Genomic DNA, 20,409 nt, shown 5'->3' with positions numbered 1-20,409 from the left:
TTTGGCATGGCCATGATTGGCACGCTGACAACCAAAGAACGCCAGATCGGTATGGGGCTTTCGGCCATACTGCTTGTACTCGGCCTTGCGATGGCCGGGGTCGCTCGGCAGGGACCGATGGCGCTGCATGGTGCTATCGCGATGATCCTCGGTCTCGCGCTCGTGTTCATGCTGGGAGGCTCGCTCTATGATCAATCGGAACCATCGGCCAGCCGTCTGACACGGTATTATGACGCGCCCACGCGTTTCGGCATTGTGATGACACTGATCTGGGCGGTCGTCGGAATGGCCGTGGGTGTCTGGCTCGCCGCTCTGATGTACTGGCCCGAGGCGACGCCGCCCTGGCCTGCCACAAGCTACGGACGGTTGCGCCCCGTACACACCTCGGGGGTGATTTTCGGCTTTGGTGGCAATGCGCTGATCGCTACCTCTTTCTACGTGCTGCAGCGCACGTCGCGGGCGCGGCTGGTGGATGCCGTCAGCCCGTGGTTCGTGCTGATCGGGTTCAACCTGTTCTGCGTCTGGGCCGCGACCGGTTATGTCATGGGCCAAACCCAGTCCAAGGAGTATGCTGAACCCGAGTGGTATGCCGATCTGTGGCTGGTCGTCGTCTGGGTGACCTATTTCGTGCTCTATATCCGCACGCTGGCGCGTAGGGCCGAGCCGCATATCTACGTCGCAAACTGGTACTACATGGCCTTTATCCTGGTCGTGGCGATGCTGCACATCGTCAACAACCTCGCCTTGCCTGTCACGCTGGGCTCGGGCGAGAGCTTCACCATCTGGTCGGGTGTGCAGGACGCGATGATCCAGTGGTGGTATGGCCACAACGCCGTGGCCTTCTTTCTGACGGCCGGGTTTCTGGGGATGCTATATTATTTCCTGCCGGTGCGCGCACAGCGCCCTATCTGGTCGTACCGGCTGTCGATTCTCAGCTTCTGGGGCATCGTGTTTTTCTACATGTGGGCGGGCTCGCACCATCTGCACTATACAGCCCTGCCCTACTGGGTTCAGACCTTGGGGATGACCTTTTCCATCATGCTGCTGGTTCCAAGCTGGGCCTCTGCCGGTAACGCCATCGCCACGCTGAACGGTGCCTGGCACAAGGTGCGCGACGACGCCACGCTGCGCTTCATGTTTGTGGCCGCCGTATTCTATGGCCTGTCTACCTTCGAAGGCTCGTTCATGGCCATTCGCCCCGTCAACTCCCTGTCGCATTACACCGACTGGACGGTTGGGCATGTTCATTCCGGCACGCTGGGCTGGGTGGCGATGATCGTCTTCGGCGCGATCTACAGCCTGGTCCCAAAACTCTGGTGCCGTGACGACATGGCATGGCCCAAGGCGGTCGAATGGCATTTCTGGCTCGCGATCACAGGCACGCTGATCTACGTCGTCTCGCTCTGGAATGCGGGGATAACCCAGGGCCTGATGTGGCGCGCCTATGACGAGGGCGGTGCGCTCAGCTACAGCTTCATCGAGTCGGTCGAGGCGATGCTACCCTATTACGCGGCCCGCACGCTGGGCGGCGGGCTGTTCCTCGCCGGTGCGCTGCTGTGCGCGTTGAATTGCCGGGCGACGATGCGCGCCGCAGGCGACCGGGTGGACGAGTCCGACCGGCCCCTTGCCACGCAACCCGCGGAGTAAGTCGATGCTGAAGCTGCACTACAACCTCGAAAAGGTCTCGATGGGGCTGGTGGGCGCAATCATCGCGGTGGCCTCGGTGGGCGGCATCGTCGAGATCGCGCCGCTTTTCACCATCGAGGAGACGGTCGAGATCCCCGACGACATGCGCCCGCATACGCCGCTGGAGCTGGCAGGGCGCGAGATCTACGTCCGCGAGGGCTGCTATGTCTGCCATTCCCAGATGGTGCGCAGCCTCGCCGACGAGCTGGATCGCTACGGCCCATATTCGCTGGCCGCCGAGAGCGCCTATGACCACCCGATGCTGTGGGGGTCAAAACGCACCGGTCCCGACCTTGCGCGCCTTGGCGAGAAATACTCCGACGACTGGCATGTTGCTCATCTGATCGACCCGCGCGCCGTCATTCCGGTGTCGATCATGCCGGCCTATCCCTGGTTGACCCGCCCGCTGGACACCGCGCTGATCGAGGATAACCTCGCCGCGCTGGCGCGGCTTGGCGTGCCCTATGACGAGGCGATGATCACGAATGCAGAGGCCGACGCGCTGGCCCAGAGCCGCCCCGATTCCGAGGGTGCGGACGGCGTACGCGCGCGCTATGGCGAAGATGTCGCGGTGCGTGCCTTCGACGGTGATGCGGGCCGCCTGACCGAGATGGACGCGCTGGTGGCCTATCTGCAATCGCTGGGGACGCTGACCGATGCGCCCCAGAAGATGTTCGCGGAGGAAGCTCAATGAGCCACGAAACACTTGTGATTATCGCCAAGGTGTTCGGCCCGATCTGGATGGGCGGCTTCATGCTGATCGTGCTGATCCGGGCCTACAATCCGCGCAGGCGGGCCGAACAGGAACGGATTGCCCGATCCATCCTGTCCGCCAAAGATGCGGAGGAGCGCACATGACCACCGACCCCAAGGAGCTGGACCACGCTGACCCGCATACCGGTAACCGCGACGTCGACCCGGTTAGTGGCTACGATACCACGGGTCATGACTGGGGCGGGATCAAGGAGTTGAACACGCCTTTCCCAAAGATCGCGCTGGTGGCCCTGGTCCTGACATTCGTTTACTCAGTGGTTACGTGGATTCTGCTGCCCGCCTGGCCCTTGGGTCGCGACTATACACGCGGGCTGCTCGACCTCGATCAGCAGGCGATGGCGGTGGAGCGGCTGAGCACCATTGAGACCCTGCGCGAGGATTGGCTCACCCGCTTCGATACGCCGGATTTTGAAACTCTTTCCGACGATCCCGCGCTGATGGCTTTCGCGATGCCTGCGGCAGACCGGCTCTATCAGGACAATTGTTCCGCCTGCCACGGGCGCTCTGGTGGTGGCGGTCCCGGATATCCGGTTCTAAGCGATGATCATTGGCTCTGGGGTGGGACGCCCGAGGACATCGCAATGACTCTGCAGGTTGGGATCAACGCACAGCACCCCGACACACGCTGGGCACAGATGCCGGCCTTCGACTGGATGGAGCGGTCGGACCGGCACGCACTGGCCGAGTATGTCGCGGCCCTCCCGTCGGGCGCGGCCGATCATGACGGCGCGGCGGCGGCGCTGTTTGCCGAGAACTGCGCATCCTGCCACGGCGATCAGGGCGCGGGCGGGCTGCTCAACGGGGCACCGACCCTTACCGACGACGCGGTGATCTACGGGCAGGATACGGCTTCGGTGCTGGCGACGCTGCGAAATGGCCGTCAGGGCGTGATGCCCTACTGGTCCGACCGCCTGAGAGACGCCGAGATAAACGCGCTCGCGCTCTACGTTTCGCGCCTGCCGGACGATGGCGCTGCGGACGGCGCGGAAACCGCGCAAGCGTCCGGTGACACTGCCCCAGAGGCCACGCAATGACGGCGCGGATGCAGAAACGCCTGGCCATAGGCGGCGCGCTTGCGCTCGTGGCGCTGCTGTTCGCCTACAAGGCGGCGATGGTGTCAGCGGCATTCACATCGCAGACTGCCTGTGTTGCCGTCGACGATAGCCCGGTCGCGAGGCCGGCGCGGCGCGCCTGCTGAAGGGACAATATTATGCTCGAACCGCTTCCCACGATTCGCCGGCCGCAACGCCCCGCCTCGACGCTCGCGCGAAACCTGCCTGCGCGCGCCGCGCTCGACTGGCTCGCCGCGGGCTGGCGTGATTTCCGTGCCGCCCCGGGTCAAAGCCTGGCCTATGGCGGGTTTCTCGTCGCGCTGTCCTACGCCGTGCTGTGGGGGCTGGCAGCCTCGGGGCTGCTCTATCTCGCCCTTCCCGCGATCTCGGGCTTTCTGATCGTCGGCCCGTTCCTGGCGATCGGGCTCTACACACTCAGCCAGAGGCGGGCGCAGGGCAAGACGACAACCTTGCGTCAGATGCTGCTGGTGCGGCCCGCTTCAGGGGCGCAACTGGCCTATGCTGGTCTGCTACTGGGACTGCTGGTGCTGTTCTGGCTGCGCGCAGCCGACCTGCTGTACGCGCTGTTCTTCGGGTTCGCACCGCTGCCCGGGGCGGGCGATGCGCTGTCCAATGTGTTCATCACGCCGCGCGGCTGGGGGCTCTTGCTGGTGGGCTCCATCGTGGGCGGCCTCTTCGCCGCCTTCGCCTTTTCGCTAAGCTTGTTCGCGGTTCCGATCCTGTTAGATGAGCGACGCGACGCCCTGACGGCGCTTGGCCTGAGCCTTGCCATGACGACGCAAAATCTGCGCCCCTGCCTCATATGGGGCGGAATCGTCGCCATCGGCATGGTACTCAGCGCCGCAACCGGGCTTCTGGGGCTGATCTTTGTCTTTCCCGTACTCGGGTTCGGAACCTGGCACGCCTGGCACGCCATCGCGGCGGAGACATCATGAACTCGCTTCTGATCCTTATCCCGATCTCGCTCGGCATGGGAGTGATCGGGCTATGCGCATTTTTCTGGGCAATGCGAAACAACCAGTTCGACGATCCCGAAGGCAACGCCTGGCGCGTGATTACGATCGACACTCACTCAGATGACAATCCACCCGAAAAGGAAGGTAGATAACATGACCCCTTGGCTCCCAACGCTGAAGACCGAGACGCCCCAAGATGGCTATGACCTCGCCGTCAAGATGGCCCGCGTTGCCATCAAGATGACCCAACCGGACCCAGACGTTCGCGACAAATTGCGCCCGGTCTATGCCGAGGATGCGGACGCCCTGATCGCCTCCAGCCAGGTCGTGGCAACGCATTTCGCGACCGTGGCGGCGGCCAACAATTATTGGAGAGACGTCTCGTGACAACTGTTGATCGCAAGGAGGGCAGGTTCGTTGTCGATGCGGCCGTGCTGGCCAAGGCTTTTAGTCTCTCCCAAGCGGAAACCAGGGGGAGGATGCGCGAGGGGTTGATCACTTCGCGCTGTGAAACCGGTGCCGATGAGGACGCAGGCCGCTTTCGACTTACCTTCTATCACCGAGACAGGGCTTGTCGGCTGATCGTCGATGAAACGGGCAAGGTTCTGACAAGGGCGACATTCCCGGTTCAGACCAGACCCGGTGCGAACGTTACTGGGCCCGACGCTGAGGATGCTACGTGACCACTTGATCACCTGACGCGCATGTTGGTCGGTGTCTCTCCTGGGCGTGGTGAGGGCCAAAGCCCGATAATACACTGGAAAATATTCTTGGGGTGTTTGGGAACCTTTTGTGTCACGCCGCATCAAACGGGGCGAGGCGATCAGAAAAGGATCTTCGGCGCAACCTAACGTAAGGACATGTCAAATGACCAAGACTTTCACCCTCGTCGCCGGGTTTCTGGCTGCAACCACCCTACCGACGCTGGCCCATGACGCAGACAAGTTAGCCGAACTGCCTCCGGGCGATCCCTACAAACACTTCGAAAGACGCTCACCTTTTCAAGATGCGTTTCACTGCATGCGTTTCACTATCTCACATTTGTCCTGCCGGGAGTCCGCAAACTGAAACCACCCATTCCGTAAGAACTGCCTGCACCGGCGACAAACACACCGCATGCCCGGCGGCGAACGTGTCGAATGCCGCCCGGTTCAATTCATTGAGACCGACGAGGACAGGCACGCCCCGCGTCAGCGCCTCGGCGATCGCGTCGCGGAAGCCCCGGCCCTCGGCCTCGTGCTTGCCGAACTTGTTGACGATGAGCAGATCGGCTCCCAACGTGAGCTGTCTTTTAGCCAGCCCCACAGACGTCTCCAGCGCGTCCGGGTCGAGCCGGCAGCCGCGCGCCTGAGGCCCGCGATCCTGGCTTATGCGCAGCACCGGGCCATCGGGCAGCACCCGCACATCCATGTCGCAGGCGCGGGCATCAGTGCGCGCGGTGTTGATTTGCACGGTACCGCAGCATCGCAGGCCGCGCGCGTCGAGATCGGCGGCCAGCCCCGCAAGCAGCAGGTCGGTATCCCCCCGCCCCGGGGCCATTGTGTAGGCAAGATTCATCTGGCGGCTCCTCAGATCCGGGCAAAGGGTTGAAACAGGACGCGCGCGCCCTTCGGCAGATGCGCGAACTCGACGGGCAGAATCATCAACCCGTCCGTCTGCGACAGCCGCGCGACACGGCCCGAATGGGTGGCATCCTCGAAACTAATGACCTCCCTGCCATCGACGTCGAAACCGGCAAGCGTGGCGGGCCTGAACTCACAGCGACCAGGCTTACGGTGGATCGCAGCGTCGGTGATGACGTGCCGCTGGACCAGGCCGGTATCGGCCGCACCGGTTAAGGCCCGGACCAGAGCCAAGCCAAAGATCTGCCATGTCACAAAGGCCGAGAGCGGATTGCCAGGAAGGCCAAGCCAGGCAGTGGTGCCGATCCGACCGACCGAGACCGGCTTGCCCGGCTTGATCGCCACACCACTGAACAGGGTCTCGCCCCCCAAGACAGCAAAGCTCGGTTTTACGTGATCCTCCTCGCCGACCGAAATCCCGCCGGTGGTAATGACGAGATCGGCCCTTTCGGCGAGATCGCCGAGTTGCCGGGTCAGTCCCGCGCGGCTATCGGCCCCGAGTTCGGTGGCGACAAGCTCGATATCTGCGCGCCTCAGCGCCGCCTTCAGCATCGGACCGTTCACATCCGGTATCTGCGCAGCGTTGCGCAATGAGCCCGCCTGCCGGACCTCATCACCGGTCACCAGCAGTGCGACGCGCAACCGGCGCATCACATCGACATGATCCACCCCGGCCGCGGCACAAGCGGCGATCGCCCAATCCCCGAGCCGTGCACCCTTGGCCAGCACCTCTGCGCCCGCGGCTATATCGCTGCCCGCCGCACGGATGTTAAGACCCGGCGCAGGGTGCCGCAGGAACTGAATAACATCCCCGTCGCGCGTGACATCTTCCTGCATCACCACGGCATTAGACCCCGCGGGGACCGGTGCGCCGGTGAAGATGCGGGCCACCGTGCCGCGCGCCAACGGGGCGGCGCTCTCGCCCGCAGGAACCCGCACCGCCACCGGCAGGGACCAAGGCCCCTCCCCGGTCAGATCAGAGGTCGCGACCGCGTAGCCGTCCATTGCGGCATTGTCAAAAGAAGGGGCCATCGCCCGCGCCAGGACCGGTCGGGCGAGGACCCTGTCAATCGCGCGGTCGAGGGCCAGGGTTTCGACACCCTCAATGGGTGCTGTGCAGTTCTTGATTCGGGCAACCGCCTCCTCCACGCCTATCAGGCGCTTGAGCGCGTCTTGCCCGTCACATCCACAGTGCGCAGTCTCGATTGCCCGATGGATGGTCATGCGTCTGTCTCCTTGGTGAAATGCCCCGGCCCGATACTGCAATCGAGATTGCGCAACAGGCCGTCCTTCAACCCGTAGATCAGGCCATGCACGCGCAGATCTGCCCCGCGCGCCCACGCGCCTTGCAGGATCGGGGTCTCGCAAACGCGCCGCACCCCTTCAACGACGTTCAACTCTGACAACCTGTCGCGCTGCGCCTCGGCATCCGACTCCTGTGCGAGATCAACGGCATAGCTGCGGGCGAGACGCCGGATCGGCTCCAACCAGTGATCGGCAAGGCCATGCGGCAGATCCTCGGTCGCGGCCTTGATCCCGCCACAGCCGTAATGACCACAGACGATGACCTCGCGCACCCGCAACGCCTCGACCGCGAATTCCAGCGCCGAGAGCAGATTCATATCGGCGGAATGGACGATATTGGCGACGTTGCGATGCACGAAGACCTCGCCCGGATCGAGCCCGGCGACCACGTTGGCCGGAACCCGGCTGTCCGAACAGCCGATCCAGAAGAATTCGGGGGCCTGCTGTGCGGCAAGCCTGGTGAAGTAGCCCGGATCCTCGATATGGCGTGCCTTGGCCCATGTGATGTTGCGCTCAAGCAGGTCGTTCAGCATTTGTCAGTCCGTATTTGTTTCAAGACCGCGCCGCCGCCTCATGGAGGCGCGGAACGTTTCAAGATCGGCCTCGGTCAGGCGAAGCCGCGCAAAGGGCATGAGGACGGCCTTCTCCAGGATAAGGTGGCGTCTCGCATGCCCTGCAAACCGGCGCAGGTCAGTGATATCATCAGCCCCCAGATCTGACGCGGCTGACTTCAGAATCCTTATTACGCCGGTGGCGTCGAAATGTGCGTGGCGATGGTCGTCCATAAGCTTGTCAAGCAATCGGTCGATATCGTCGTCCCGCTCGCACCGCAGGCGCAACAGCGGGAAAAGATCCTGCTCCTCATCCTCGAGGTGTGTCGGGAATTCATCCGACAGGAAGGCTGTCGCGGCCTCGATATCTTCCGAGGAGGCGGCGCCGCCATCTGCGATTCGTTCCAGCAGGGCGCAAAGCTCGCGCTTGCACAGATGCACGGCATGCAGGTAGTCGATCGGCGAGGCCGGCAGGGCCGAGTCGATAGGTGTACGAGCGGCCCCGCCCTGTGCTTGATTAGACTGTTGCATAACCCGCGCCGCCCGAGGTTCAGATCGGCGCGAGGCTTGCGCCGGTGATGGCAGCCCCTGCGGCAAGCGTCTCGACGAACTCCCGCGAGGCGCGCGCCCAGGCGGCCTTTTCCAGCGCCTGCGCGATCTTGGGCCGGACGGTGTCATAGGGCAGCACCTGCCCCGGCGCGATGGCATTGAGGCGGATGATGTGCCAGCCGTGCCGCGAAAGCACCGGCGCAGGGCTCATGTCACCTTCATCCAGTTGGCGCAGCGCCGCTTCGAATTCCGGCACGGTGTCGCCGGGGCCAAGCTGACCCAGGTGACCACCCGCATTCTTCGATCCGCAATCGCTCTCGCGGGCGGCTGAGGCAAAGCCCTTGGCCTCACCATCCAGCTTGGCAAGTAGCGCCGTTGCCCGTCTCTCGGCTGACGCACGCTCTTCGTCATCGCGCGGGTCGCAGGCACAGAGGATATGCGACACGTCCCACAACGGGGCCGAGCGGTAGCGGTCGGGGTCTTTCGACCATTCGGCACGCACCGCTTCCTCGGTGATGGGCTGAATGCTCAGCGCCTCATCGAGAAGCGCGCGAATGAGCGCCTCCTCTTCGGTCTCGAAACGCCCGGGGGCCAGTTCCATCGGGTCAGGGACCAGCCCGCGTGCCCTTGCCTCCTGCAATAGAAGCGCACGGATCGCCAGCGCCTGCGCGGCCTTGCGCCATGCGATGCCGGGCTTTTCACGCGGACCGGTGTGGTTCTGGGCCTCGGCGGCAATCGCCGCCGAGGGTATGGTGTCATCGTTCACGACGACATCGGGGAAAAGAGCCACGTTCATCGCACTTACTCCGCCGGGGTCGTGGTTGCGGGGCTGCTCTCGCCCTGCCGCTTGTCAAAGGCGCGGCGACGTTCGTCCAGCGGGCGGCGGCGGCGCGAACGCACGATCTGGTAGCCCGAGCGCGCCAGAAGGTAGCGGAACGGAGCGGCGAAGCCCGACCAGATATGCACCAGCCGCGTGAACGGGAACAGGATGGTGATGATCAGCCCGAGGAAGATGTGCAGCTTGTAAAGCCAGTGCACATTCACCACCGTGACCCAGGCGTTGACGTTCCACGTCACCACGCTTTGCGACCAGGTCATGAAGCGGACCATCTCGGCCCCGTCCATGTGCTGGAGCGTCTGCGTGATAGTCAGAAGGCCAATGGCAAGCTGAAGCCAGATCAGCCCCATGATGACGATATCCGGCATGGTCGAGGTCACGCGAATGCGTGGATCGGCCAGCCGCCGGTGCAACAGCATGGTCGAGCCGATCAGCGCGGCGATGCCCGCCGGGCCGCCAATCAGAACCGCCATCCACTGTTTCAGACCATAGGGAACACCGAGCGCATCCAGTACCCAGATCGGCGTGAAGAGACCGATCAGATGGCCGAAGAATACCGTCAGAATACCGACGTGAAACAGAATGGATCCCCAGACCAGCTGCTTGCGGCGCAAGAGTTGGCTGGAAGAGCTTTTCCAGGTGAAGGGGTCGCGTTCATAGCGCACTACGGAGCCCACGAGGAACACCGTCAGCGCGACATAAGGCATGACCCCGAAGATGATGAAATTGATATCGAAATTGCCGAACATGTCATGCGCTCCTGTTCAGGGGTGTGGTGGGGGCGTCCATGCCCGCCAGCATGTCGCGGACCTGCGGGCAGCCTGCGTTCGGGTCTGGGCCAAAGGTAACTTCGGTTTCCTCCCAGACCGCGTCGAGCGCCTCGAGATCGGTCGGGTCGTCGTCGGGCTGAGCCAGCATCTCGGTCAATGCCTCGGCGTCGGGCTGCGTTCCAGAAAGCTGCGACAGCGCTTTGAAAACGTTGGCATAACCACTTTCGCGCCGCTCCAGCCGCGTGCCGAGCGCGTCGAGGATATGCGCCGCGTCGGCGAGGATGTCCTGTGCCTCGGCAAAGGGCCGCATGGAGAGGAACTCCAGAAGTACCGGCAGGTGATCGGGCAGTTCCGAGGTGGCGGGCTCGACCCCGCCCTCCCGGTAGGTCTCGATCAGGCTGACCATCGCGCCGCCCCGGTCCCGGCTTTCGCCATGGACGTGCTCGAAGAGGTTGAGTGACAGGCTCCGCGAGCGGTCGAAGAGCATCACGTAACCCTCTTGCAGGGCATAGATATCGCCCTGCCCCAGGTTTTCGGTAAGCGTTTGCAACGCCGCGCGGTGGCTTGCGTCGATGCGCGTATCCGTTGCCAGGACGTCCGCGATTTCTGGCATCGCCGCCTGCAACTCCGTTGAGGGGTAGCTCAGCAGCAGCGACAGGGCTTTCAATGTACGGTCCATCATCAGAATGTCTCCGTCGGAAGGGCAAAATTCTTCTTCTTTCCGCCAAAGAGCGTCGTCTTGCCGGTTTCGCCGGAAGAACAGCCATTGCCATCGGTAAAGCCGCAGCCGCCGCGAATGTTAGCCCCGTCTTCGTTCTGTTCGCGGTGCGCCGTGGGGATCGCGAAACGGTCCTCGTAATCGGCGATGGCCATGATCTTGTACATGTCCTCGATCACCCGGCCCGACATGCCGACGCGGGCGGCAATCGCCTCGTCGCGCACGCCATCGACGCTGAGGGCCCGCATGTAAAGCCGCATGGCCGACATCCGCTCCAGCGCGTGCACGATGGGCTCCTCATCGCCCGCCGTTAGCATGTTGGCGAGGTACTTCACCGGGATGCGCAATGAGCGCACGTCGGGCATCTGGTCGCTCATCGCGATCTGCCCCGCCTGCGCGGCGTTCTGGATGGGTGAGAGCGGCGGGATATACCAGACCATCGGCAGGGTGCGGTATTCCGGGTGCAGCGGGAAGGCTACCTTCCAATCCATCGCCATCTTCCAGACCGGGCTGACCTTCGCCGCCTCGATCCAGTCCTCGGGAATGCCGTCACGGCGCGCCGCTTCGATCACCTCCGGATCGTTGGGGTCAAGGAACACATCCATCTGTGCGCCATAGAGATCGGTCTCGCGTTCGGCGCTGGCCGCTTCCTCGATCTTGTCGGCATCATAGAGGATCACGCCCAGATAACGGATGCGACCGACGCAGGTCTCCGAACACACGGTCGGCTGGCCGGACTCGATGCGCGGATAGCAGAAGGTACATTTCTCGGATTTGCCGCTTTCCCAGTTGTAGTAGATCTTCTTGTAGGGGCAGCCCGAGATGCACATCCGCCAGCCGCGGCACTTCTCCTGGTCGATCAGGACGATGCCGTCCTCCTCGCGCTTGTAGATCGCGCCCGAGGGGCACGACGCCGAACAGGTCGGGTTCAGACAATGTTCGCACAGGCGCGGCAGGTACATCATGAAGGTATTTTCATACTCTCCATAGATCTCCTTCTGCACATTCTCGAAGTTGTAGTCCTGCGACCGCTTGGAGAACTCGCCGCCGAGGATTTCCTCCCAGTTGGGGCCCTTTTCGATCTTTTCCATACGCTCGCCGGTGATCGCAGAGCGCGGGCGCGCGGTCGGGAAATGATCCATGTCAGGCGCGGATTTCAAGTGATCATAGTCGAAATCGAACGGCTCGTAATAGTCGTCGATCTCGGGCATCGAGGGGTTGGCAAAGATATTCGCCAGAATTCGCCACTTGGCCCCCTGCTTAGGCTGCAGCTTTCCGCTCGCCGAACGCACCCAGCCCCCGTTCCAGCGTTTCTGGTTTTCCCAGTCAGTGGGATAGCCGGTGCCGGGCTTGGTCTCGACATTGTTGAACCAAGCGTATTCAACGCCTTCGCGGGTCGTCCACACGTTCTTGCAGGTCACCGAGCAGGTGTGACACCCGATGCATTTATCAAGGTTCAGGACCTTGCCGATTTGCGCACGAACTCTCATTCCGCTGCCTCCACTTTTCCGGTTGCGGGCTGATCCAGCCAGTCGATCTTCTTCATCTTGCGCACGATCACGAATTCGTCGCGGTTGCTGCCAACGGTGCCGTAATAGTTGAACCCGTAGGAAAGCTGCGCGTAGCCGCCGATCATGTGCGTGGGCTTGAGCGTGGCACGGGTGACCGAGTTGTGAATACCACCGCGATGGCCGGTCTTCTCGGAGCCGGGCGTGTTCACGATCTTTTCCTGCGCGTGATACATGAACAGTGTGCCCTGCTTGATCCGCTGGGACACCACCACTCGCGCGGTCAGCGCGCCGTTGATGTTGTAGGCCTCGACCCAATCGTTATCGACCAACCCGGCCTTTTGCGCGTCTACCTCGGACATCCACACGACCGGTCCGCCCCGGTTCAGCGTCAACATCAAGAGGTTGTCGGTATACGTGCTGTGGATGCCCCATTTCTGATGGGGCGTGATGAAGTTGAGCACCACATGCGGGCTGCCCTCGGCCGCGTCGTTGTTGACGGCGGCGGTGATGGTCTTGAGGTCGACCGGCGGGCGGTAGCCCACGAAGCCTTCGCCAAAGGCGCGCATCCACAGGTGATCTTGATAGAGCTGTTGTCGCCCAGTGAGGGTGCGCCACGGGATCAACTCGTGCACATTGGTATAGCCCGCGTTATAGCTGACCTTGTCGCTCTCGATGCCCGACCATGTGGGCGACGAGATGATCTTGCGCGGCTGTGCCGCGATATCGCGAAAGCGGATCTTGTTGTGATGCTCGCCCTCGGCCAGATGCGCGTGGTGCCGCCCGGTGGGTTTCTCCAGTTCTTCCCACGCCTTGACCGCGACATTGCCGTTGGTTTCCGGCGCCAGCATCAGGATCATTTCACAGGCGTCAATGGCTGTCTCAAGCTTCGGCTGTCCCTTGGAGACACCCTCGTCCAGAACCTCGCCGTTGAGGTCGCGCAGGGCCTGCACCTCATCACCGGTGTTCCAGTTGATCCCCTTACCGCCATTGCCAAGCTTTTCCAGGAGCGGGCCTATGGAGGTGAACTTCCTGTAAAGGTTAGGATAATCCCGTTCCACCGCGATATAGTTGGGCGCGGTCTTGCCCGGGATCAGGTCGCATTCACCCTTTTTCCAGTCCTTGACATGGGCCTGCGCCAACTCGCCCGGTGTGTCGTGCAAAAGCGGAAGCTGCACGATATCGGTCTCGACCCCCAGTACCTCGGGCGCGACCTCGGAGAATTTCTTCGCAATCGCCTTGAAGATCTCCCAGTCGGACTTGCTCTCATAGGCCGGGTCCACCGCCGCCTGCAGCGGGTGGATGAACGGGTGCATGTCGGACGTGTTCATGTCGTCCTTTTCATACCAACTCGCCGTCGGCAGGACGATGTCGGAATAGACGGCGGTGGTGGACATGCGGAAGTCGATGCAGACCAGCAGGTCAAGCTTGCCCTTGGGTGCCTCGTCATGCCAGACGGCCTCTTTCGGCATGGCCTGCCCTTCCTCGCCCAGATCCTTGCCCATCACGCCGTGATCGGTGCCCAGAAGGTGCTTGAGGAAATATTCGTGCCCCTTGCCTGAAGACCCGAGCAGGTTCGAGCGCCACACAAACAAATTGCGCGGCCAGTTCTCGGGCGCGTCCGGGTCCTCGCAGGACATTTGCAGATCGCCGGATTTCAGCTGTTCAGCGACATAGTCCTTAATCTCCTTGCCCGCCTTCTTTGCCTGTTTCGACACCTCCAGTGGGTTGGTTTTCAACTGCGGGGCCGAGGGCAGCCAGCCCATCCGTTCGGCACGGATGTTGTAGTCGATCAGGCTCACGTCCCAATCGCCATCGGGTGCCGTGGGCGACAGGATTTCGCCCGCGCGCAGCGTCTCATAGCGCCATTGGTCGGTATGGGCATACCAGGCGGAGGTCGAGTTCATGTGCCGCGGCGGGCGGTTCCAGTCGAGCGCGAAGGCCAAGGGTTGCCAGCCGGTCTGCGGGCGCAGCTTTTCCTGCCCGACGTAATGCGACCAGCCGCCGCCCTCCTGCCCGATGCAGCCGCACATCACCAACATGTTGATGATGCCGCGATAGTTCATGTCCATGTGGTACCAGTGGTTCAGACCGGCCCCGAGGATGACCATCGACTTGCCGTGGGTCTTCTCGGCATTGCCCGCGAATTCGCGTGCCACGGCGATGATTTTTTCGCGGTCCACTCCGGTGATCTTTTCGGCCCAAGCCGGGGTATAGGGCATGTCGTCGTCGAAATCGGCAGACACCCAATCCCCGCCCAGACCACGGTCAAGCCCGTAATTGGCGCAAAAGAGATCGAACACGGTCGCGACCAGCACCTCCTCGCCACCCGCCAGTTTCACCCGCTTGGCGGGGATGTTGCGGGTGAGCACATCGGGGTGATCGCACTTGACGAAATCGCCGGTGGCGACGCCGCCGAAATAGGGGAAATCAACGCCCACTACCTCGTCGTGATCCTCATCAAGGATCTGGCTCAGGCGCAGGTTGGTCTCGGCATCCTTCGCCCACTCTTCGAGGTTCCACTTGCCCTCTTCGCCCCAGCGAAAGCCGATGGATCCGTTGGGTGCCACGACCTGCCCGGAGGTCTCGTCAAAGGCCACGGTCTTCCAGTCGGGGTTGTTGGTCTCACCCAGCTTGTCGTCAAAGTCGTCGGCGCGCAGCATCCGGCCTGGCACGAGTTGACCCTGCTTTTCATCGAGCCGCACAAGCATCGGCATGTCGGTGTATTTGCGGGCATACTCCTCGAAATACTCGGCCTGCCGGTCGAGGTGGTATTCGCGCAGGATCACATGGCCCATGGCCATCGCCAGCGCCGCGTCGGTGCCTGCCTGCGGGTTCAGCCAGATATCGCCGAACTTGGCGGCCTCGGAATAGTCGGGGCTTACCACTGCTGACTTCGTGCCGCGATAGCGGACCTCGGTGTAGAAATGCGCGTCGGGCGTGCGGGTCTGCGGCACGTTCGAGCCCCAGAGCATCAGGAAACCCGCATTGTACCAGTCAGCCGATTCCGGCACGTCGGTCTGTTCGCCCCATGTCTGCGGGCTGGCGGGGGGCAGGTCGCAATACCAGTCGTAGAACGACATGCAGGTGCCACCCATCAGGCTCAGGTAGCGCGAGCCTGCCGCGTAGCTGACCATCGACATGGCCGGGATCGGCGAGAAGCCGAAAACCCGGTCGGGGCCGTAGGTCTTGGCAGTGTAGGCATTTGCGGCGGCGACGATCTCGGTCGCCTCGTCCCAAGTGGCGCGCACGAAGCCGCCTTTGCCCCGCGTCGTGGTGATCGAGGCGCGCAACGCCGGGTCTTTCTGGATCGCGGCCCAAGCGGCCACCGGCGTCATCTTGGCGCGCATCTTGCGCCAGGCGCGCATCAGGGCACCGCGGATGAGCGGGTTCTTCACCCGGTTGGCAGAGTAGAGATACCAGCTGTAGGAAGCCCCCCGCGCGCAGCCGCGCGGCTCGTGGTTGGGCATGCCCGCGCGGGTGCGCGGATAGTCGGTCTGCTGCGTCTCCCAGGTGACGATGCCGGACTTGACGTAGATCTTCCACGAACACGACCCGGTGCAGTTCACCCCGTGGGTGGACCGCACGACCTTGTCGTGCCGCCAGCGGTTGCGATAGGTTTCTTCCCAGTCGCGGTTCTCTGACGTGGTCTGGCCCCAGCCGTCCGAGAATTGCTCCAGTTCCTTGCTCTGGAAGAAGTTCAGTTTGTCGAGCAGATGGCTCATCTGGCTTTCCTTTCGTTACTCGGCGGGTTGGGTGGAGTCGCGCGGCGCGCGTGCGTGTTCGATGTCGTGAAGCAGGCCACCCCGGCAGGTGTAGACGGCCCAGGTGATCGCCACACAGATCGCGTAGAAGATCAGGAAGCCCCAGAGCGCACCCACGGCCGTTCCGGTCATCGCGATGGATGTGCCGTAGGCTTTGGGGATGAAGAAGGCGCCATAGGCTGCGATGGCCGAGGTGAAGGCGGTGATTGCGCCCGATTCCATGGCAATCTGCCGCTTGCACTCTTCCGGCCCCAGCTGTGGCATGAGGCGCGGCACCTCGCGGCCCATGATCACCGGGATCATCTGGAAGGTCGACGCGTTGCCGATGCCGGTCAGCAGGAACAGCGCCATGAAGCAGGCGAAGAACCCGATGAAGGAGCCTATTCCGAGGAAGAAGATCACGCCGAAGGTGGCCACGATCATCGCGGCAAAGGTCCAGAAGGTTACCCGCCCGCCACCGAAACGGTCGCTGATCCAGCCGGTCGCTGCGCGGCTCAGCGCCCCCACCAGCGGTCCAAGGAACACGTAGTTGAGCGCGTTGATCTCGGGAAAGGCCAGCTTGGTCAGCAGCGGAAAGCCCGCCGAGTAGCCGATGAAGCTGCCAAATGTACCGGTATAGAGGACACACATCAGCCAGTTATGCTTGCGCGAGAATATCACCGCCTGATCGGCAAAGCTGGCGCGCGCATCGGCGATGTCGTTCATGCCAAGCCAGGCTGCAATGGTGGCCGCAAGGATGAAGGGCACCCAGACAAAGCCTGCGTTCTGCATCCAGAGCTGACCACCGTCAGACATGGTCTGCGGCTGACCGCCCAGGGCCCCGAACACACCCGCCGTGATGACGATGGGCACCAGGAACTGCATGACAGAGACGCCGAGATTGCCCAGCCCCGCATTCAGCGCAAGCGCATTGCCCTTTTCGGCCTTCGGGAAGAAATAGCCGATATTGGCCATGGAGGAGGCGAAGTTGCCGCCGCCGAAGCCACAGAGCAACGCAAGCGTCAGGAAAATGAAATAGGGGGTTTCCGGGTTCTGCACCGCATATCCGATCCCAAGCGCGGGCAGGAGCAGCGATGCGGTCGACAGCGTCGTCCAGAGCCGCCCGCCAAAGATCGGGATCATGAAGCTGTAGAAAATACGCAGCGTTGCACCCGAAAGTCCCGGCAGTGCCGCCAGCCAGAACAGCTGACCCGGTGTGAAATCGAAGCCGATGGCGGGCAGACGCGCCACCACCACCGACCACACCATCCAGACCGAAAAGGCCAGCAGCAGCGCTGGGATCGAAATCCAGAGGTTGCGCTTGGCGATCCGGCGTCCCTTTTCCTCCCAGAACGCCGGGTCCTCGGGGTGCCAGTCCTCCAGCACTTTGGGCATGTCGGTCTTGCCGGGGACGTGGATTTCCTGCATCTCGGGCAGGGCCGGAAGCTGATCGAGTTCGGCACCGCGCGCCTTGCGCTCCATCGCGCGGACCGACAGGTGCATCCAGCCGAGCGAGATGGCCACGAGACCGAAGAGGATCACGAAACAGGAGGTGTAGATCCCCGTCAGATCGAGCGCCGCACCGAAGATGATCGGCAGAACGAAGCCGCCAAGGCCTCCGATCATGCCGACAAGACCGCCGACCGCGCCGACATGGCCCGGGTAATACACCGGGATGTGCTTAAACACCGCCGCCTTGCCAAGGCTCATGAAGAAGCCCAAGCCAAAGAGGACGATGACGAATGGCCAGAGCCCCATTTCGGTCGAGAAGGCAATCGGACCATCCCTGCCGGCAATGACGTATTCGGTCGGCGGATAGGACAGCATGAACAGAAAGATCAGCGAGAAGCCGAAGGTCCAGTACATGACCTGACGGGCCCCGAACTTGTCGCTCAGATGCCCGCCATAGGCCCGGAAGAGCGAGGCCGACAGGCTGAACGAAGCCGCAGCCATGCCCGCCGTCTTGACGTCGATGCCGTAGACGTCGATCAGGTAATGCGGCATCCAGAGCGCCAGTGCCACGAAGGCCCCGAAGACGAAGAAATAGTAGAGCGAGAAGCGCCAGACCTGCAGGTTCCGCAGCGGCGCGAACTGCTGCGCGAGCGAGGGGGCCTTCGCCCCCGACTTGCGCCGCGCCACCAGTTCGGGATCGTCCTTGGCCAGCAGGAAGAACAGAACGGCGATAACGGCCAGCCCCGCCGCCCAGACATAGGCCACCCCGTGCCAGCCATAGGCGACAAGGACAAAGGGTGCCGTGAACTTGGTCACCGCAGCCCCCACGTTGCCAGCACCGAAAATGCCCAGTGCGGTGCCCTGATGACCCGCGTCATACCAGCGACTGACATAAGCGACACCAATGATGAACGAGCCGCCCGCCAGACCGATGCCAAGCGCCGCAACCAGATACATCACATAGGTATCCGCCAGCGTCAGCGCCCAGGTCGCGAGGGCTGTCAGAAGCATCTGAGCGGGAAATACCAGTCGGCCGCCATACTTTTCCGTCCATACCCCGAGAAACAGGCGGGTGATGGACCCGGTCAGAATGGGCGTTGCGACCAGCAGGCCGAACTGCGTGTCATTCAGGCCGAGTTCGGCCTTGATCGAGACACCGATGATGGAAAAGATCGTCCACACGGCGAAGCAGGCAGTGAAGGCGATCGTGCTCAAACCCAACGCGCGTGTCTGTTCTGCTGGTGAGGCTGAAGCTACGGTCTGCATGGCAAGGTCTCCGGCATATTGACGTGGGACTCCCTTCGAGACCCTCGGTCAAATCTATCGAGCCAGGCAAACGCATGATTTGATCTGAATCAGATAAAATGCCAAAAATCATTTGAAATGAATGACTTATTATCATTTATCAACTGTTCAATCTAACTGAAACGAATGACCGGGAGATAAAGATCAGCTTGGCCCTTGATGTTTGTCAATTGCGGCTGCGATAAACACGAAAGGACAAAAGCCGGAAAGTGACATGGATGCCTGATTTCATCCACGAGGATATCCGAAAGCTGCATCTGTTCGATGCCATGGCGCAGGAGCATTTCCAGACGCTGATGCGCGGTGCCTTCGTGCAAACCTTTCCGCCGCAGATCGACCTGATCACAGAGGGCGATCCCAGCGACTTTTTGCATGTGCTGGTGTCCGGGTCGGTCGATCTGTTTTCGGCGTGGAACGGAAGGGAAACCAGCATGGCGACCGTGCGGCCCGTCTCGACCTTCATTCTCGCCGCCACGATACGCGAACAGCCCTATCTGATGTCGGCCCGGACCCTTGAGAAAAGCCGCATCGCCCTTATTCCGAGTGTCGAGGTCCGCGCCATATTCGATACCGACAGCGACTTTGCCCGCGCCATCGTGACCGAACTTGCGCTATGCTATCGCTCAGTCATCAAGGCGCAGAAGGACCTCAAGCTGCGCACATCATCGGAACGGCTGGCAAATTACCTGCTGCGCGCGCAGGCGCGGGCGGGTGGGCAACCCGAGTTCGAGCTGGGCTTCGAAAAGCGCCGCCTCGCCTCGGTGCTCGGCATGACGCCGGAACATCTTAGCCGGGCCTTCAAGGGCCTTCATCCCCATGGCGTCGCCGCAACGGGGACAAGAGTTCGAATTGCAGACCGGACCAGTCTCGAACGCTTCGCTCAGCCAAACCCATTGATAGATGACCCCAAAGCATAAGGAGACAATCATGTCCAAGCAAATGCCCGGTGCGGCCGGAGACTTGGCAGAGCAGTACCCTGATATCTGGCAGGCCTATGCCGCTCTCGGCTCTGCAACCGGCACATGCGGGCCGCTGACAGAGCGTGAAATCCGATTGGTGAAGCTCGCCCTCGCCATTGGTGCGAGATCGGAAGGAGCGGTGCATTCGCATACGCGCCGTGCAAAATCGGAGGGAATCGAAACGGAGGCTCTCAACCAAGTCGCGATGCTGGCCATCGGCCCGCTCGGCTTGCCACGCGCGGTGGCCGCAAAGACCTGGATCGAGGATATCACTGGGTGATGCGTCCCGTCCGCATGGGCCGGGTATTTATGTGTCCTCCAGTCTGATCCGCGCATCATTTCGCAGCGCTTCGATCAGAGTCCTGTTGTGGCAGAATTGGGGGATGCCTGTATGGACCGGTCCCGCTTCGAGCCACCTGCCACAGGCGTCATCGGAGGTACAGGCGAGGCAGGTCTCTACGGTCCGGCGCGCGGTGTCAGCCAGATCGCCTGTCGCGTGCAGCGCCGCGAGACTGACCCCGTTTCGCGAGAACATGCGGCGACGTAGGCGCATTCGGTCTTCGAATGCGTTGATGGTAAGCGTATTGCGCGTCAGTGCGG

Annotated in this window: 22 protein-coding genes; 11 read left to right on the top strand and 11 right to left on the bottom strand. The window is 62.4% G+C overall.

Going from position 1 to position 20,409, the window contains the following annotated elements:
* Positions 1–6 precede the first annotated feature (6 nt).
* The 9 genes from ccoN to Q0X85_RS09915 are packed head-to-tail and all read left to right on the top strand — an operon-like array spanning position 7 to position 5,172.
* A complete protein-coding gene (gene ccoN / locus Q0X85_RS09955; RefSeq protein ID WP_366129742.1) occupies positions 7–1,647 on the top strand; it encodes a cytochrome-c oxidase, cbb3-type subunit I in 1,641 nt (546 codons plus the stop codon).
* A 4-nt stretch (positions 1,648–1,651) separates the two neighbouring features.
* Positions 1,652–2,380, top strand: a complete 729-nt coding sequence (ccoO, locus tag Q0X85_RS09950) for a cytochrome-c oxidase, cbb3-type subunit II (protein ID WP_297771733.1) — start codon at positions 1,652–1,654, stop codon at positions 2,378–2,380.
* Complete coding sequence (locus Q0X85_RS09945; protein ID WP_297771732.1) at positions 2,377–2,544, top strand: CcoQ/FixQ family Cbb3-type cytochrome c oxidase assembly chaperone; 168 nt, start codon at positions 2,377–2,379, stop codon at positions 2,542–2,544. The genes ccoO and Q0X85_RS09945 overlap by 4 nt, the downstream gene beginning before the upstream one ends.
* The gene (ccoP, locus tag Q0X85_RS09940; RefSeq protein ID WP_297771731.1) at positions 2,541–3,494 is read left to right on the top strand and encodes a cytochrome-c oxidase, cbb3-type subunit III; all 954 of its coding nucleotides are present in this window, start codon (positions 2,541–2,543) and stop codon (positions 3,492–3,494) included. The genes Q0X85_RS09945 and ccoP overlap by 4 nt, the downstream gene beginning before the upstream one ends.
* A gap of 8 nt (positions 3,495–3,502) precedes the next feature.
* Positions 3,503–3,658 carry a hypothetical protein gene (locus Q0X85_RS09935; protein WP_297771730.1) on the top strand — a complete coding sequence of 52 codons (156 nt, stop codon included), beginning with the start codon at positions 3,503–3,505 and terminating at the stop codon, positions 3,656–3,658.
* 12 nt (positions 3,659–3,670) lie between these two features.
* Positions 3,671–4,468, top strand: a complete 798-nt coding sequence (locus tag Q0X85_RS09930) for a DUF2189 domain-containing protein (RefSeq protein ID WP_297771729.1) — start codon at positions 3,671–3,673, stop codon at positions 4,466–4,468.
* A complete protein-coding gene (gene ccoS / locus Q0X85_RS09925; RefSeq protein ID WP_297771728.1) occupies positions 4,465–4,641 on the top strand; it encodes a cbb3-type cytochrome oxidase assembly protein CcoS in 177 nt (58 codons plus the stop codon). Before Q0X85_RS09930 ends, ccoS begins: the two co-directional genes overlap by 4 nt.
* A gap of 1 nt (position 4,642) precedes the next feature.
* Positions 4,643–4,876: a hexameric tyrosine-coordinated heme protein gene (locus Q0X85_RS09920; protein WP_297771727.1), complete on the top strand. Its 234-nt coding sequence runs from the start codon at positions 4,643–4,645 to the stop codon at positions 4,874–4,876.
* The gene (locus Q0X85_RS09915) at positions 4,873–5,172 is read left to right on the top strand and encodes a DUF6522 family protein (RefSeq protein WP_297771726.1); all 300 of its coding nucleotides are present in this window, start codon (positions 4,873–4,875) and stop codon (positions 5,170–5,172) included. The genes Q0X85_RS09920 and Q0X85_RS09915 overlap by 4 nt, the downstream gene beginning before the upstream one ends.
* A 352-nt stretch (positions 5,173–5,524) precedes the next feature.
* Here the strand turns inward: Q0X85_RS09915 and Q0X85_RS09910 are convergent, their stop codons facing one another.
* From Q0X85_RS09910 to Q0X85_RS09865, 10 genes are read right to left on the bottom strand one after another with little or no spacing between them, the layout of a single operon-like run.
* The gene (locus Q0X85_RS09910) at positions 5,525–6,046 is read right to left on the bottom strand and encodes a DUF2478 domain-containing protein (protein ID WP_297771725.1); all 522 of its coding nucleotides are present in this window, start codon (positions 6,044–6,046) and stop codon (positions 5,525–5,527) included.
* 11 nt (positions 6,047–6,057) lie between these two features.
* The gene (locus Q0X85_RS09905) at positions 6,058–7,335 is read right to left on the bottom strand and encodes a molybdopterin molybdotransferase MoeA (RefSeq protein WP_297771724.1); all 1,278 of its coding nucleotides are present in this window, start codon (positions 7,333–7,335) and stop codon (positions 6,058–6,060) included.
* Positions 7,332–7,949, bottom strand: a complete 618-nt coding sequence (locus Q0X85_RS09900) for a carbonic anhydrase (protein WP_297771722.1) — start codon at positions 7,947–7,949, stop codon at positions 7,332–7,334. Before Q0X85_RS09900 ends, Q0X85_RS09905 begins: the two co-directional genes overlap by 4 nt.
* Before the next feature lie 3 nt (positions 7,950–7,952).
* Complete coding sequence (locus Q0X85_RS09895) at positions 7,953–8,498, bottom strand: hemerythrin domain-containing protein (protein WP_297771721.1); 546 nt, start codon at positions 8,496–8,498, stop codon at positions 7,953–7,955.
* A gap of 19 nt (positions 8,499–8,517) precedes the next feature.
* A complete protein-coding gene (locus tag Q0X85_RS09890) occupies positions 8,518–9,312 on the bottom strand; it encodes a peptidylprolyl isomerase (protein ID WP_297771720.1) in 795 nt (264 codons plus the stop codon).
* Between the two features lie 5 nt (positions 9,313–9,317).
* Entirely contained in the window at positions 9,318–10,103 is a 786-nt protein-coding gene (gene narI, locus Q0X85_RS09885) for a respiratory nitrate reductase subunit gamma (RefSeq protein WP_297771719.1), read from the bottom strand.
* Between the two features lies 1 nt (position 10,104).
* The gene (gene narJ, locus Q0X85_RS09880; protein ID WP_297771795.1) at positions 10,105–10,803 is read right to left on the bottom strand and encodes a nitrate reductase molybdenum cofactor assembly chaperone; all 699 of its coding nucleotides are present in this window, start codon (positions 10,801–10,803) and stop codon (positions 10,105–10,107) included.
* A 2-nt stretch (positions 10,804–10,805) separates the two neighbouring features.
* Positions 10,806–12,332, bottom strand: coding sequence for a nitrate reductase subunit beta (gene narH / locus Q0X85_RS09875; protein WP_297771718.1), 1,527 nt, complete (start codon positions 12,330–12,332; stop codon positions 10,806–10,808).
* Positions 12,329–16,075 (bottom strand): nitrate reductase subunit alpha, encoded by a 3,747-nt coding sequence (locus tag Q0X85_RS09870; RefSeq protein WP_297771717.1) that lies wholly within the window; start codon positions 16,073–16,075, stop codon positions 12,329–12,331. Before Q0X85_RS09870 ends, narH begins: the two co-directional genes overlap by 4 nt.
* A gap of 15 nt (positions 16,076–16,090) precedes the next feature.
* Positions 16,091–18,811 carry an MFS transporter gene (locus Q0X85_RS09865; protein ID WP_297771716.1) on the bottom strand — a complete coding sequence of 907 codons (2,721 nt, stop codon included), beginning with the start codon at positions 18,809–18,811 and terminating at the stop codon, positions 16,091–16,093.
* Between the two features lie 257 nt (positions 18,812–19,068).
* On the opposite strand from Q0X85_RS09865, the gene Q0X85_RS09860 reads away from it, so the two are divergent.
* Positions 19,069–19,767: a helix-turn-helix domain-containing protein gene (locus tag Q0X85_RS09860; protein ID WP_297771715.1), complete on the top strand. Its 699-nt coding sequence runs from the start codon at positions 19,069–19,071 to the stop codon at positions 19,765–19,767.
* Between the two features lie 10 nt (positions 19,768–19,777).
* Positions 19,778–20,089, top strand: coding sequence for a carboxymuconolactone decarboxylase family protein (locus tag Q0X85_RS09855; protein ID WP_297771713.1), 312 nt, complete (start codon positions 19,778–19,780; stop codon positions 20,087–20,089).
* A gap of 27 nt (positions 20,090–20,116) precedes the next feature.
* Here the strand turns inward: Q0X85_RS09855 and Q0X85_RS19800 are convergent, their stop codons facing one another.
* Positions 20,117–20,344, bottom strand: a complete 228-nt coding sequence (locus tag Q0X85_RS19800) for a DUF6455 family protein (RefSeq protein WP_366129767.1) — start codon at positions 20,342–20,344, stop codon at positions 20,117–20,119.
* Between the last annotated feature and the right edge of the window lie 65 nt (positions 20,345–20,409).

The organism is uncultured Roseovarius sp., from assembly GCF_947259555.1.
In the GTDB taxonomy this organism is placed as follows: domain Bacteria; phylum Pseudomonadota; class Alphaproteobacteria; order Rhodobacterales; family Rhodobacteraceae; genus Roseovarius.
The sequence above is the reverse complement of the archived record's forward strand: the minus strand, read 5'-3'. Positions and strand labels throughout refer to the sequence as shown.